Annotated in this window: 13 protein-coding genes; 8 read left to right on the forward strand and 5 right to left on the reverse strand. The window is 43.9% G+C overall.

What is annotated here, in order from left to right; genetic code table 11:
* Positions 1-318 precede the first annotated feature (318 nt).
* From BTW00_RS01410 to BTW00_RS01420, 3 genes are all read left to right on the forward strand, one after another.
* The gene (locus BTW00_RS01410; RefSeq protein WP_058024727.1) at positions 319-573 is read left to right on the forward strand and encodes a GlsB/YeaQ/YmgE family stress response membrane protein; all 255 of its coding nucleotides are present in this window, start codon (positions 319-321) and stop codon (positions 571-573) included.
* A 197-nt stretch (positions 574-770) separates the two neighbouring features.
* Positions 771-1325 carry a peptide deformylase gene (def, locus tag BTW00_RS01415; RefSeq protein ID WP_075105884.1) on the forward strand — a complete coding sequence of 185 codons (555 nt, stop codon included), beginning with the start codon at positions 771-773 and terminating at the stop codon, positions 1323-1325.
* Between the two features lie 114 nt (positions 1326-1439).
* On the forward strand, positions 1440-2615 hold the full coding sequence (locus BTW00_RS01420) for a type III PLP-dependent enzyme (RefSeq protein ID WP_075105912.1): 1176 nt from the start codon (positions 1440-1442) through the stop codon (positions 2613-2615).
* An 82-nt stretch (positions 2616-2697) separates the two neighbouring features.
* Here BTW00_RS01420 and BTW00_RS01425 read toward each other — a convergent pair whose 3' ends face one another.
* The 3 genes from BTW00_RS01425 to dnaJ all read right to left on the reverse strand — a co-directional run bounded on the left by BTW00_RS01425 (position 2698) and on the right by dnaJ (position 5783).
* Positions 2698-3609, reverse strand: coding sequence for a hypothetical protein (locus BTW00_RS01425; protein ID WP_075105885.1), 912 nt, complete (start codon positions 3607-3609; stop codon positions 2698-2700).
* Positions 3610-3643: 34 nt separating this feature from the next.
* The gene (gene dapB / locus BTW00_RS01430) at positions 3644-4474 is read right to left on the reverse strand and encodes a 4-hydroxy-tetrahydrodipicolinate reductase (RefSeq protein ID WP_075105886.1); all 831 of its coding nucleotides are present in this window, start codon (positions 4472-4474) and stop codon (positions 3644-3646) included.
* Between the two features lie 184 nt (positions 4475-4658).
* Positions 4659-5783: a molecular chaperone DnaJ gene (gene dnaJ / locus BTW00_RS01435; protein WP_058024731.1), complete on the reverse strand. Its 1125-nt coding sequence runs from the start codon at positions 5781-5783 to the stop codon at positions 4659-4661.
* A 415-nt stretch (positions 5784-6198) separates the two neighbouring features.
* On the opposite strand from dnaJ, the gene BTW00_RS01440 reads away from it, so the two are divergent.
* Positions 6199-6849 (forward strand): DUF2939 domain-containing protein, encoded by a 651-nt coding sequence (locus BTW00_RS01440; RefSeq protein ID WP_075105887.1) that lies wholly within the window; start codon positions 6199-6201, stop codon positions 6847-6849.
* Positions 6850-6989: 140 nt separating this feature from the next.
* On the opposite strand, the gene BTW00_RS01445 is transcribed toward BTW00_RS01440, so the two are convergent.
* Positions 6990-8054 carry a disulfide isomerase DsbC N-terminal domain-containing protein gene (locus BTW00_RS01445; RefSeq protein ID WP_075105888.1) on the reverse strand — a complete coding sequence of 355 codons (1065 nt, stop codon included), beginning with the start codon at positions 8052-8054 and terminating at the stop codon, positions 6990-6992.
* A 333-nt stretch (positions 8055-8387) separates the two neighbouring features.
* Positions 8388-9092 carry a pseudouridine synthase gene (locus tag BTW00_RS01450; protein ID WP_075105889.1) on the reverse strand — a complete coding sequence of 235 codons (705 nt, stop codon included), beginning with the start codon at positions 9090-9092 and terminating at the stop codon, positions 8388-8390.
* A gap of 197 nt (positions 9093-9289) precedes the next feature.
* Here BTW00_RS01450 and BTW00_RS01455 point away from each other — a divergent pair, with 197 nt between their 5' ends.
* The 4 genes from BTW00_RS01455 (at position 9290) to BTW00_RS01475 (ending at position 14201) form a co-directional block, all read left to right on the forward strand.
* A complete protein-coding gene (locus BTW00_RS01455; RefSeq protein ID WP_075105890.1) occupies positions 9290-9892 on the forward strand; it encodes a YigZ family protein in 603 nt (200 codons plus the stop codon).
* Positions 9893-10227: 335 nt separating this feature from the next.
* On the forward strand, positions 10228-11277 hold the full coding sequence (locus BTW00_RS01460; protein ID WP_075105891.1) for a YheT family hydrolase: 1050 nt from the start codon (positions 10228-10230) through the stop codon (positions 11275-11277).
* Positions 11278-11351: 74 nt separating this feature from the next.
* Entirely contained in the window at positions 11352-11894 is a 543-nt protein-coding gene (locus BTW00_RS01465; protein WP_075105892.1) for an acyl-CoA thioesterase, read from the forward strand.
* Between the two features lie 531 nt (positions 11895-12425).
* Positions 12426-14201 (forward strand): hypothetical protein, encoded by a 1776-nt coding sequence (locus tag BTW00_RS01475; RefSeq protein WP_075105893.1) that lies wholly within the window; start codon positions 12426-12428, stop codon positions 14199-14201.
* The last annotated feature ends 58 nt before the right edge of the window (positions 14202-14259 follow it).

A 14259-nucleotide genomic window follows, 5' to 3' on the forward strand; every position in this document is an offset into this window, starting at 1 on the left:
AATTAGTATCTAAAAAATTAGTATTAAACAAAAGCGTGGCCGTCTGATAAACGGGCTGCGCTTTTTTATTTAATTCCCTACCCTCGTCAAATTCTTCTGTCGTAGCGCAATGATTGACACGCCATCCTGTTAGCACCACGGCTACCTTTTTAACCTTCCGTTTACCTATTACACCTACGTAATAGCAAATCTGACTTTTTCCTCACATAGGCCCTACACAGGTAACATTTTGTGCTTACTTTTACGTTTGAGGAATCTTTACAATGGAGTTATTAAATTAGCAACACATTATAAATATTAATAATTTAGGAGAATAACATGAGCTTTATTTGGATGATTATCGTAGGTTTGGTCGCAGGTTTATTGGCACGTGCTATTAAGCCAGGCAGTGACCCTATGGGCTGGATTATGACGATCGTATTGGGTATCGTCGGTGCCATGTTAGGCGGTTTCCTAGCGAGTTTGATCGGTATCAATGCAGATGGCGGTTTCACTGGTCTTATCTTCTCAGTCATCGGCGCGATCATTTTGCTATTCTTGTATGAAATGATTGTAAACAAACGCCGTGCATAATGACCGACTAGATGGAATATCTACAAAAAAGCCTTGCATTAAGTGAGGCTTTTTTTTGTCCAGATACTTATCAAAATCTTTAATTTGTAAATGCATGAGACGTGATATAGACGGGAAAGTATTGATAAGCATTACTTTTGTCCCCATTTATCTTATAATATCAACCCTATTTTGTCCTTATCATTGAGGTGAGCGTTATGGCACTACTCCCTATCTTAAGTTACCCAGATCCCCGCTTGCGCACGATTGCCAAGCCAGTCAAGGAAGTGACTGCTGAAATCAAAACCTTAATCTCAGACATGATTGAGACAATGTATGATGCTCAAGGTATTGGCCTTGCCGCAAGCCAAGTCGATCGTCATATTCAGCTGATCGTGATGGATTTGTCTGAAGACAAAAATGCGCCAAGAGTATTTATTAATCCAAAAGTCACGCCATTGGTAGAAGACAAACAACCGTACGAAGAAGGCTGTCTCTCGGTCCCAGATGTCTATGACAAAGTCGAGCGCCCTAATAAAGTACGTATCGAGGCACTAGACGAGAACGGCGACGTCATTGACGAAGTGGTAGAAGGCTTACTTGCCGTCTGTATCCAACACGAAATGGATCACCTCAATGGCGTGATATTCGTTGACTACCTGTCTCGTTTGAAACAGACACGTGCCCGTGATAAAGTTCGTAAAGTCCTCAAGATACGCGAAAAGCAAGGCGCATCATCAGCTGAACAGCAGCCACAACCGATCAATTCTTAATCTTTTATTCTGAATACAATGATGCTTAACGTGGATATTATGATCTAATATCCACGATTTGACGTTCACTTTTCTAGCAGATACTACTCTCATCAAAGGTTTACTACTATGACCATGATCAAAATTGACCAATATTTTGACCCTGCCAGCTGGCAGAAATTTACCAAAGCTGCTGAAGGTCGCGAGACCCCATTTTTGGTGGTTGACCTAAGTCGTATCGAGACCAAGTATCATGAGATGGTGACCCTGTTTCCGAAAGCCAAATTGCATTATGCGATGAAAGCCAGTCCTGCGGTTGAAGTTATCAATCTGCTGGCAAAGCTTGGTTCTAACTTTGACTGTGCCTCTATCTATGAGCTGAATCGTGTGCTTGATTGCGGCGTTGAACCATCGCGCATCTCTTATGGTAACACCATCAAAAAAGCCGACCATGTTAAGTATGCTTTTGAAAAAGGTATCGATCTGTACGCGACTGATTCAGAAGCCGATCTTAAAAATATCGCCAAACACGCACCTGGTTCTAAAGTATTTGTGCGCATATTGGTACAAGGATCAGAGACAGCAGAATGGCCATTGTCACGTAAGTTTGGCTGTCACCCTAATATGGCCATTGATCTACTCATTCAGGCGCGCGAGCTTGGCTTGGTACCTTATGGTATCTCGTTCCATGTGGGTAGCCAGCAAAAAGACGTTGCGGCATGGGATGATGCATTAGCCAAAGTTAAATATATGTTTGACTGGATGAAGAACGAAGAAGGCATCAAGCTACAGATGATCAATCTAGGTGGCGGCTTCCCAACCAACTACATCAGCGAAGTCAATCCTATTAAGGTCTATGCAGAAGAGATTACCAGCTATTTGACTGATGATTATAATGATGACGAGATGCCTGAGATTATTTTAGAACCAGGTCGTTCACTGGTCGGTGGTTCAGGTGTTTTGGTTAGTGATGTGGTACTGATCTCTCGTAAGTCAGACACTGATTTGGCGCGCTGGGTATATACGGATGTTGGTTTATTCCAAGGCTTAATCGAGACGCTCGGCGAAGCCATCAAATATCCTGTTTATACTCCCAAGATGGAAACATCTACCAGTGAAGGGACGGTCGTACTGGCAGGACCAACCTGTGACTCAACCGATATCATGTACGAAGAAGCAGGTTATCAGCTGCCAGAAGAGCTTGAGATTGGTGACAAAATCTATTGGCTAACCACAGGTGCTTATACCAACTCGTATTCATCAGTTGAGTTCAATGGATTTCCGCCGCTTGAAGTGGTTTATATTGACTAGGGTTTGAACCTATCATCTATAGAGAAGCGCGGTGCTATTAATAACACCGCGCTTTTTTGTATTTAGCCATTTGCATAATGAGCTATTGAACCAACAACTCAATCGGTACCGTGTTAGTGCTCTTGACCGTTCGACTGCCGCTATTGACTGAGCGTTGTGAAATCTCACCAATCGTCACCCATTGTCCGCGCGGCACAATGATCGTACTGTTCAGACTTTGACTTTGACTTTGAATGCTATTATTGCTCGTGCCGTGCTTATTATAGGATGAGTTGGATCGCGCCAGTCGCTCTTCAACTTGTGATAACCTCACTTCGACTTGACCATTCGGTAGTAGACGCGGTGTGACAGCAATGCCTTGCATCGTTGGCAGTAGTATTTGCTGCTGAATAATAATCTGCGCGCTTGGCTGACGGTCAGCTGGATAATGATAATTTGGTTGAATAGTGGCACGATAGTTCTGCGTCAATGAATAGAGCGTACCTGTACCGATACTAGCGGCACTACCAGACAGCGTTTGTACTTGATACAAGCTACTACCTTGTTGCTGGCGGTTATATTGATTGATTACGCCTGCACCCTGGATACCGCGATTGGTAATAATAACCTGACCCTGACGAATATTATCCTGAACACTGCTGCTATTGCCAACACGCACCGCGACTGTGAGCGCTTGTGGCTGACGGTCAATCTGCGTGAGTAGCTGCTGTATCATTTGATAATTGCGGGGTGTTGTTATTAGTACTAGCTTACCTTGGTAAATGCTGACGGTGCCGCCATCAGCGCTACTATTGAGTTGTTGCCTTACTATTGGCAGGAGCGTGGCACCGCCATAAGTGTCAATCACATAGGTTTGGACGTTACTGGCTTGTACGGTGATTGGTAGGACAGCCAGACTTAGGGCAAACGCGGGCAAGCTTATATTTTTGGTAATATTCACCTTAAGAATGGTACTAGCCAATTCGTGCTTTATACGTATACGACTCACCTGCATCTCCTCACCTTTTTTAAGTCATCGTCAATGCGCTCTAATCATTCAACCCCAATACATGTTGCATATTATATTGCCCAGCGCCCTGCTCAATTACCCAAGTTGCGGCACGTACAGCACCTGCGGCAAAGGTCATGCGCTCTCGTGCGCGATGGGTGATCTCGACCACCTCACCATCTGCGATGAACATCACCGTATGATCGCCGACGATCTCTCCACCGCGTACGGCATGAATACCAATCGTGCCTGATTCGCGCTCGCCTGTTTGTCCTTCGCGGCCATAGATAGCGACGTCTTTTAGATTCTGTCCGCGCGCCTCTGCGACGGCTTCTGCCATCATATAGGCTGTCCCAGATGGCGCATCAATCTTGTGCTTATGGTGTGCTTCGATGATCTCTACGTCAGCATCGTTACCAAATGCTTTGGCTGCCATACCAAGTAGTTTCAATGACAGGTTAACGCCGGTTGAATAGTTACCTGCGTAGACGATAGCGATTTTTTCACTGGCTTTTGCCAATACCTGCTCTTGCGCCTCATTAAATCCTGTCGTGCCAATGACCATCGCGACATTATGCTCGGCACAAACTTGCATGTTTTTTTCAGTCGCATCAGGCAAACTAAAATCAATCAACACATCGATGTCATTAATTACAGCCTCTAGCTCGTCAACGATTTGCACCTCTAAACGTCCGATAGCCGCCACCTCGCCTGCATCTGCGCCGACGAGACTAGATCCTTGGCGCTCAATCGCTGCATTCAGGATCGTCTTAGGATTATTTTGTACCGCTTCGATAAGCATACGACCCATACGACCACCTGCACCGATGACACCAACTTTGATGGTTTGTTCTGTTGTTTGTTGACTCATATCGCTACCTTACATACTTTATATTTGGTGGGTTATTTTTGGATATCATTTATCGTCAGTTTAACAAATATCACTACCAGAGTGGTTTTTTATCAGCACAAGAAAAAGCCCAAAGGTTTCATGTGAAACCTTTGGGCTTACTTTCAGTATAGCTATCTAGCAACAGTCTGTCTTAGTTAAATAATCAGTCAAACAAATCGCCAATCTTTTTAAAGAAGGATTTTTTATGTGGCGACTGCTGATGTTTACTGTCATCATCCAGTGTATCTTGGAACTGACGCAATAGATCTTTTTGCTCACGAGTCAGATTGACAGGGGTTTCGATGACCACACGGCAGATCAAGTCGCCTTTCATCGTGGTGCGTACTGGCGTCACGCCTTTGCCGCGTACACGCAGCAATTTGCCACTTTGCGTCCCTTCTGCGACTTTGATTTTTACTTTACCATCCAAGGTTGGGATTTCAACTTCTTTACCAAGTGCGGCATCCGTGATACTGACTGGCACATCCATATAGAGGTCCGCGCCTTGACGAGTAAAGACGTTGTGCGGTTTGACACGTACTTCAACATACAAGTCGCCGTTCTGTACGCCTGCGGCGCCAGCTTCGCCTTCACCTGCCAGACGGACGCGATCACCATCATCGACGCCCGCTGGGATAGATACTTCTAGCGTGCGTGATTTGTCTTTGACGCCATTACCATGACAGTCAGGGCAAGGGTTTTTGATTTGCTTACCAGAGCCGCCACACTGCGGACAAGTCTGCTGCACGGCAAAGAAACCTTGCTGCATGCGCACTTGACCCTGACCATGACACATCTGACAGGTCACGACATCAGAGGCATCTTTGGCACCTTTACCATCACAGGTATCACATGGCGCTGGCGCGGTGAAGCTGATTTCTTTTTTGCAGCCGCGTACTGCTTCTTCTAATGTCAGCTCGATCACATAACGCAAGTCAGAGCCGCGACGCGAGCGTCCACCACCGCCGCCACGTGATTGGCCAAAGATATCACCAAAGTTACCAAAAATATCGCCAAAGATGTCTTGGAAATTGCCGCCGCCTGCACCGCCACCCATGCCGTTTTCAAAGGCAGCATGACCCATGCGGTCATACGCTGAGCGCTTTTCTTCATCGCTCAGTACTTCATAAGCCATTGAGGCTTCTTTGAATTTGTCTTCAGAATCAGGGTCATCAGAGTTGCGATCTGGATGATATTTCATGGCAAGCTTGCGGTAAGCTCGCTTAATCTCCTTGCTGTCAGCGGTCTTGCTGACACCTAATACTTCATAAAAATCGCGTTTACTCATGGTTTCTCCTATCGTCTTCGTAGCACCACCAGCTCGTCAGTTCATTAGCTTTGATCAGCTTTTACCATTAACGGCCTTCATCTCATACACAATCACACAGCAACGTTTCATGTGAAACATGGCAAACCACAATGTCACAGGATGATAATATGTGCATGTAACGAACAAATACGGTGGGGGCTACTTAGCCAAATTAATTATAAAAAGTTTGCGCTATTTATGGAGATGGTCTGCTGATTTATCAAGCGCTTAAGTCATGAAATTCTTAGTTAGGGCAGTTAGGTTGCGATATACACGATTTATTAAGATTACTACAAAGCTTTTCATACCTGAATAATGACGAGTCGTGCTAGTATTTATCGCCATATCTACGGTCATTTATACCCATGACGTTTGCGACAAGGTTCCCCGTCTTATGAAAAAGCTGATTGTTTTATTAATCGTGATTGCCGTAGCAATCTATGCAGGCTCCCCTTACTACAGTGCTTATCAGCTCAAAAATGCTTATGATGCCAAAGACGGTGCCGCTATCGCAGCGACCATTGATTACGAGCAAGTGCGTCCAAGCATCCAACATCAGCTGACTGATCAATTTGCGACGACCATGACAAAGTACCCACTGATTGCTGAGCTGGGCGGAGACGCATTAACCCAAGCAGCCGATGGCTTTATCACAAAGGCCGTCGATGATGCCATCACGCCGCAAAATATCGAAAAGGTCATTAACACTCAGGGTCAAGCCAATACAGCAACCAAAGAGCTGGCGGCGGCATGGGCCATCGCAAGCGATCAGGTCGATCTCAGAAACCTCATTCAAAGCTTGATCATGCAGCGCGGCGATGTCGATGCTGTGGTCAAGAGCCAAATCCAGCAAGTCATGAAAAAACAAGCCGCGGAGCTTGAGCAACAAGCCGCTCAAGGCAACGATAGCGATAAGCCAGCACTGAGTTACTGCGGTATCAATTGCTTTGCTATCAGCGGTCAAGTCAAAGGCTATCCGCTCACGATAGAGATGCAGCGCCAAGGCTTGATTAAGTGGAAGATCGTCGATATTGTCTTGCCATAGACGAATTGAGACCGCTTTTGATATTCAACATTTTGATGAGTCAAACGATAAAAACCGCTTTATGAATCAGCTCATAAAGCGGTTTTTTGTGGCGTGATTTAAAACCTTTATTCACTAAAATGTGAACGACACCAATGTGATTATTCGATACCTAAAAATTCTAAAAACTCAGGACTCTCGAAGCTTGCTTGATATAGTACGCCGTCTTCACGGTAAATGGCAGGCGTTGCTATCACTGCCAGTCCAGCGGCTTTTTCGCGATTGGGCGTCACGTGGTCGACGTTACAGCTCGCTGATGCAGGTGTCATCTCTCCTTGTAGCATCGCCTTATCAAATGCCTGACGACGACTGCTCTCGCTATCTTGGCACCAGATACCGCGCATTTGCTCAGGGGACTGCTCGTATATCGGATAGCCAATGATTTTTACCGTCACACCTTTGGCATTGAGCATGGATATTTGCTGATGAAATCGACGGCAATACGGGCAGTTGACGTCATCAGCCACATAGATCACCGCCCTCTCAGGACTGGTCGCTGGATAAGTAATCAGCTGGCTTTCATCCAATGTCGCAAACACCGATTGATTTTTGCGTCGTTCAAACTTCTCATCGAGTCCGATAAACTGACCGTTTTCGATCACTGATATCTCACCGTCAGTGATGTACTGCGCATCGTCCGATAATAAGAAAGGCACCCCTTCTAGCGTTGCGCCCCAAATCACGCCGGGTACAGCCGTATAAAAGAACGGCGTTTTGGTGCTCATGTTTTTGAGCGCACGCGTATTTTTGAGCAGCGCCGATTTGACTGCTGCACTGACAGGCTTGCCTACCTGCGCACTCGTACTGCGTACTGGTGTTTTGGTCACTACCCGCTTGCTTGGATTCTTTTTTAACTCACCTTGGATGATATAGCGACCGTCTTCGGTGATGTGCAATGGCGGCTGTTCAGCCAAGTTTACCTGATACATATTGGGTAATTTGGACGGCGCAATGGAGGTAATCTGCGTTTTGATACCGGCTTGGGTCAGCACTTGGCGCAAGCGTTTATCGACCGTTGCACTTACCGCTTTGCTCGTCTGCGTGCTTTGATTTTTTTGATTCAATTGGGTGGGCGTCGCATCCGCTGAGTTTGACTGAGCACAAGCCGTGGTTGCGAGTAGCACAAGGCTAATCAGGCTTACCGAATTAAAGGCAGATAGTTTCACAAAAGCAGTCCTCGTTAATGATTTATAAATTTTTTACTTCATAATATCCATCTTGATTGATCATCATAATATTATGTAAAAAAAATAGATTGAGATATCAGACAGACTGTATCATAAGCAAGGTTTACACAAATGATTAGCGGCGCAATTTTGCAAAATGGCTACCCAGCTTTAAGAGATCGGCAACACCGGTAGATGGTAGAACAAACAGATAATAGATACGAAGGCAAATCAGCAGACAGCAAAAAGCAGCACACGATATCGCGGCTGCTGATGAATTTAAAACGATGATTTAAACAGTAGTATGGATGCACATACTAAAGAGGTCAGAGACTAAAACTTGGCCACTTCTTCTGGGGTTAAGAAACGACTGTCACCTTTTTCGAGGCCGTCTAGATTGATATGACCGATACTCGCGCGATGTAGCTCGGTCACTCGATTGCCAAAGTAACCCATCATGCGTTTGACTTGATGGTATTTGCCCTGCTCTAGTGTCAGACGGGCGTGTGTCTCATCGATGAACTCAAGCGTAGCAGGTTTGGTCGGCTCATAGTCGCCTTCTAATAAGATGCCTTCAGCGACTTTTTTCACGGCTTTTTCTTGGGCATCGCTATCCATCGGCGATGCTAGAGTCAGCTCATAGACTTTCGCATGTTCATGTTTAGGACTGGTGACACGGTGTAGCCAGCCGCCATCATCACTCATGAGTAGCGCGCCGGTGGTGTCGACATCGAGACGGCCAGCGATACGCAAGCTGCCCAGTTCTGGTACGGCAATCAGCTCAGTGACAATTGGGTGTTCTTTGGCTTTTAGCGTACACTCAAAGCCTTCAGGTTTGTACAGCAAGATATAGCGATTGCCTGTCGCAACTGACAGCGGCTCGCCTGCCCACATCACCTCATCGTTGATGACATCGACATGTAGCCCTGGGTCTTTGACCACTTGATCGTTTACAGTGATTTCGCCGGCGTGCATGATCTTTTTTGATTCTTTACGCGACAGCTCTGTGGCTTTACTAATGAATTTATCTAAACGCATACTATTTACTACCATCGGTTTTATGATACCAGCCCTAAATCAGAAACTAACGACGCCAGCACTCAGCCATGAGCGCCTCGTTATCTTCGATGGTTAGAAATGGTACTATAATGAAAAATGAAATGAACACTGTGCCAAATACGGACGACAGTGACAGTTAGCTAAGTTTACCATATCCAACCTAAGCCTGATGAAATATGAGCTATCAAACGCTAAAACGCGCCGTCATCGCGCGCCTAGAAATTAAGAAATCTGAGTTTATTGCTTACGCGTATCCGGTGATCTCGCGTGAAGAGGCCATGTTTCACGTGGAACAACTACGCGAACAATATCCAGATGCACGGCATTTTTGCTGGGGCTACATCATTGGTGACCCTGACAATACGACCAGTGCTGGTTTTGACGACGATGGCGAGCCAAGCGGCACCGCAGGCAGACCAATATTAAATGTCTTGCAACACAAGTCCATCGGCAACGTGATCATCGTCGTCGTGCGGTATTTCGGTGGTATCAAGCTAGGTGCTGGCGGTCTGACGCGCGCTTATGCAGGCGCGGCCCAAGCCGCGGTCGATGAGATGACATTGAACCCTTATGTACCCATGACACAGATTCAAATATTGGCAGAGTTTGCGACCGAGGCACAATGCCGCTATATGATAGAGAGCTTGGGCGGTCACATCGATGATGTCACCTATAGCAAACAAGTCACCTTGACTGCGACATTGGCTGAGGCAGATATTGACAGCTTAAAAGAGCGACTTGCGATGGATGGGCGGGTATTGAATCAGCCAGAAGTCTAAAAAACCTGATTAACCTTTCTCATTAGCCGCTTAGATATAGTAGAACCTCAATAAAATTGATACAGCATAGGAAACGCGCTCGATTAAACGCTACTTTTCTTGCTTGCTGTGACTGCGTCTCCAGAGGCTGCGAAAAATAGCGTTTAATCTTGCTATACCATTTTTATAATAGTTTCACTATAGTTGTATTCAGTCGCCATTTATTAGCTTGTCAGCCATTTTCAGTAATCATGCGTCCACTGAAAATCATTGGTTTTTACAGATACTGGCGTTATGATAAAAAACCTCACCACGCTACTTTTTGCTTTTCCACGATCATTAAATAAGACCAAAATATGTCAACCTCAACCAAACCTTTTTCTCCAACGCCCTTTAAGCCGCCCTTTTGGCTGACCAATCCACACTTGCAGAGCATCTTGCCCAAGTTCTTTGCGCCAAAAGCACCAACCTATCGCCGCGAAGTCGAAAAAGACTCTTTGGATGAAAGCGATATTGCTTACGATTTTTATGATGCGCATCCAATAGACGCATCGAAAAACGGCGCGCTTGAGCAGACACCTTTGATTGTCTTATTCCATGGTATGGAAGGCAGCAGCGACAGCCATTACGCGCGCGCCTTGGCTTATCAGATGCACGCGCAAGGCTGGCACTTTGTGGTCGCCCATTTCCGCAGTTGTGGTGGTATTCCAGCTAGTGGACGGGTGTTTTATAATGCAGGTGATACGGGCGAAGTGCACTACATGCTGCAAAACCTAAGCGAAAAATACGCCAATATGTATGCGGTCGGTGTCTCTTTAGGTGGCAATGCACTGGCAAAATATATGGGCGAATACGAAGACAAGGTTCTTTGTAAAGGTGCCGTAGTTATCTCTGCGCCAGTCGATATGTCATCAGCAGCGCTTAGTATGCATAGCTTTTTAAGTCATCGTATTTATACGCCTTATTTGCTCAACCCAATTATCAAAAAAGCCTTAGCCAATGACATTACTCAAGAGGAGATCGACTCGATCAAAGCGGTCAATCGTATCAGTGATTTTGATGATATCTTTACCGCGCCGCGTCATGGCTACCGCTCTAACAACCACTACTATCAAGCCTCGTCCGCCCTTCCCTATTTGATCAAAGTGACCAAGCCTTTATTACTCATCAGTGCAAAGGACGATCCGTTTATTGGCTTTACCGCGACACCAAACGATGTCTCTGATAGCGTCACTATCTTAGATACTGAGCACGGTGGACATATCGGTTATTTGCGTTATCGCTCAGATAAAGGTCAAGCCAAAAACAATGCTAATGGCAAGTCTTCAAAATTTGATATCAACTGGATACCCGAAACGGTGAGTGCTTACTTCAATTGGATTGGGGTCGAGTCACGTAAAAAATAGGTCTAAGTAACCCTGACAATAGCTCCTAATCTAACGACTTTTAATGCTATCCTTTAAACCTTCGAGACGACTTTATGTACCCATTTATCCGTTATGCCAGCACCATCGCTCATGCCGCCTTAAAAGTAAAAAAGGGCGATACCCTAACTCTAAAAGAGACCAGCGAGATTCAGTTTCGCTGTCGCCTGACGGATATCGATAATTTCTTGGAGATGAATAACGGTCGCGTATTCACGCTGTATGATTTGGGACGTATGGACTTTGCGGTGCGTAGCGGACTTGGCACGCAGCTGATCAAACAGCGGTGGGGTTTGGTCATCGCTGGCAGTACCATCCAATATCGCAAGCGTATTCGTGCGTTTGACAAAGTCACGCTAAAAACCAAAATCGTCGGTATCGATGCGCGCTGGCTCTATATTGAACAATCCATGTGGGTCAAGGGCAAGCCCTGCTCATCTGGACTACTGCGTACAGGCGTGACCAAAGGCGGGCGGGTGATTGACACGGCACAAGTACTGGCCGCATTGGGCAAGTCTGACTGGGACCTACCGCCAACTGGCTATGTCGCCGAATGGATAAAGAGTGACGCTGATCGTCCATGGCCACCAACAGAATGACAACCAAACCGCTTAACTTAAAACTGCTTGGCTTAAAACGACTCTTACTGAGCGTTGATTCAAAGCACATCACAGCCACGTAACCTTATAGCTACTATTTCATAACAACTCATTATATAAATACATATAATAAATATTAGGATATGAGTGAGTATGACATTCGACTCAACTAAATATAGTCTGATAAGGGGAATAATATGGCTAACACGACGGATTTTGTCGGTACGTTATTTGATAATAGTGAATCAAACCCAAGCAAAATTACCCTAGCCTTCACTAAGGATCGTTGCAGTTGAATTAATCGTAAAAGTTAAAAAGCAAAATTATAAGAATGAGTCAATTTTCTCAGTCATCTTTTTGGTGGCTTGGATGATTGGCTCTTTTTTTGTTTTGAAGACTCGGTTTTGAGTTATTTCCATTTCAAACATTAATTTAAGTGAATAACCGAAAAAGTAGGATTAGACTTAAGTTGCTAATGCACAAATATTGATGATAGATTAAGGATAATCTAATACCTATAGACAATAAAAAATGCAAAGCTACATTGATAGAAAGCTCGAATACGAGACTAAGAATGATGAAGGGACATTCGAAACTATAACTGTAGAGGACTCACAACTATTAGATATAGCCCAATCTAAACCTGTTGTCATTCTTGCTGATGCAGGTATGGGTAAAACTCTATTAATGGAAAAACTAGCTGAGTCAGGTACTATAAGAACAAGATTTTTAAGTGCTTCAGCGTTAGTTCAAAAATCAATCGAAAGGCTCAACATTCAGTCTGATGAAATTTTGTTAATTGATGCTTTTGATGAGATACCTTCTACTAGTGATAACAGTGGTATTGATAGTGTTTTGAACAAACTTGCCAAGCTAGGCTATCCAAAATTTGTATTAACTTGTCGGAGTATTGAATGGAATAGTAGTAACAATAACGAAATTCAGAATGACTACAAAGGTATATTGACTACCAACCTAACAAATCTATCTAGAGAAGATGCTCAACAGTTCTTATTATCTCGAGGTTTATCTACACAACAAATCTCTCAGCTTATCAGTCAATTAGACGAAAACAGCCTATCCTCTTTTTATGAAAACCCAAGAAATCTCGCATTACTAGCAGAAATTGACTTTTCAGTTCATCCTATACCTAAAACGAAAGCTAAATTATTTAATTTAGCAACTGAAAAACTATGGCAAGAGATAAACCCAAAAGCACAGAATGCACTTGGACGAATGTATCAAGAACAAGTTATTGAGTGTGCAGGTTTATTCTTTGCTACTTATCTATTAGCAGGGAAACAATTTATTTATAAGGGCATGACCTCCACTACACCTGATCATTCAATAAACATATACTCTTTAACTGACCTTACAAATAGTGAAACATTAAAAGCAACCATACAGTCAAGGTTGTTTCAGTCAGTAGAAGATGACTTATTTAAGCCATGGCATAGAAGCATTGCAGAATATCTGGGTGCTAAGTGGCTAGCAAAAGCAATGTCTAGCACTATCGTTAAACGTCATATTCTTTCTCACTTAGTGGTAGATAATGGTGTTATTGCTTCGTTGAGAGGTATTTTTGCTTGGTTGCCAACCTTTAACCCTAATTTATCTGAAATTGTAATCAAAACTGACCCTTACGGGCTGATAGAATATGGCGATACTAACTATTTTTCAGATACCGACAGCATTTTATTATTCGATGCTTTAGAAAAGCTAACTATAGAAAACCCTTGGTTTCGTAAAAACAGCTATTGGAAAAAAACGAAAGCCGGAGGGCTGGTTAGCCGTTCACTGCTTAAAAAATATAAAGACATACTAAGCAATAAAGAAGGTAACTTTCATTTCTTAACAACTGTACTTGAAGCACTACAAGATGCTGATTTTATTGAAGAGTTAGCCAACGACTTGTTCTCAATAACTTACGATGACGATTGGTATTATTCTGCTCGATTTGATTCTTTGATGTTACTCCATGATAACAGCTTGATTAATACCTCTGCTAACTTCACTCACTTGATAGAACGAGGTACTCATTCATCTTTAAGATTAGTTTTCGAGTATGCTAAGAGGTATGGGTTTGGTCTCATAACGGATGAGCAAGTTATTTCATTGATTATGAAATCATATAGTTTCAAGCTTTCTGATTCAAAGCGAGAAGATAATTTTGCACCTCAGAATGGCAGTTATTATTACTTTTCACAATATCCAATTGTTAGAATTCCTACACTTTTAAAGAATATTAGAAAAAATATTCTCGCACTAAATATTGACAAATATGACTATATAGTCAGTTCAAAATAAAATTGTTATGGTTAGGACAAATATCATAAAACAATTTGGATAAGTCGTTTTCCATCCA

Origin of the sequence: Psychrobacter sp. C 20.9 (assembly GCF_001921765.1) — a bacterium.
GTDB classification, from domain to species: Bacteria; Pseudomonadota; Gammaproteobacteria; order Pseudomonadales; family Moraxellaceae; genus Psychrobacter; species Psychrobacter piscatorii_B.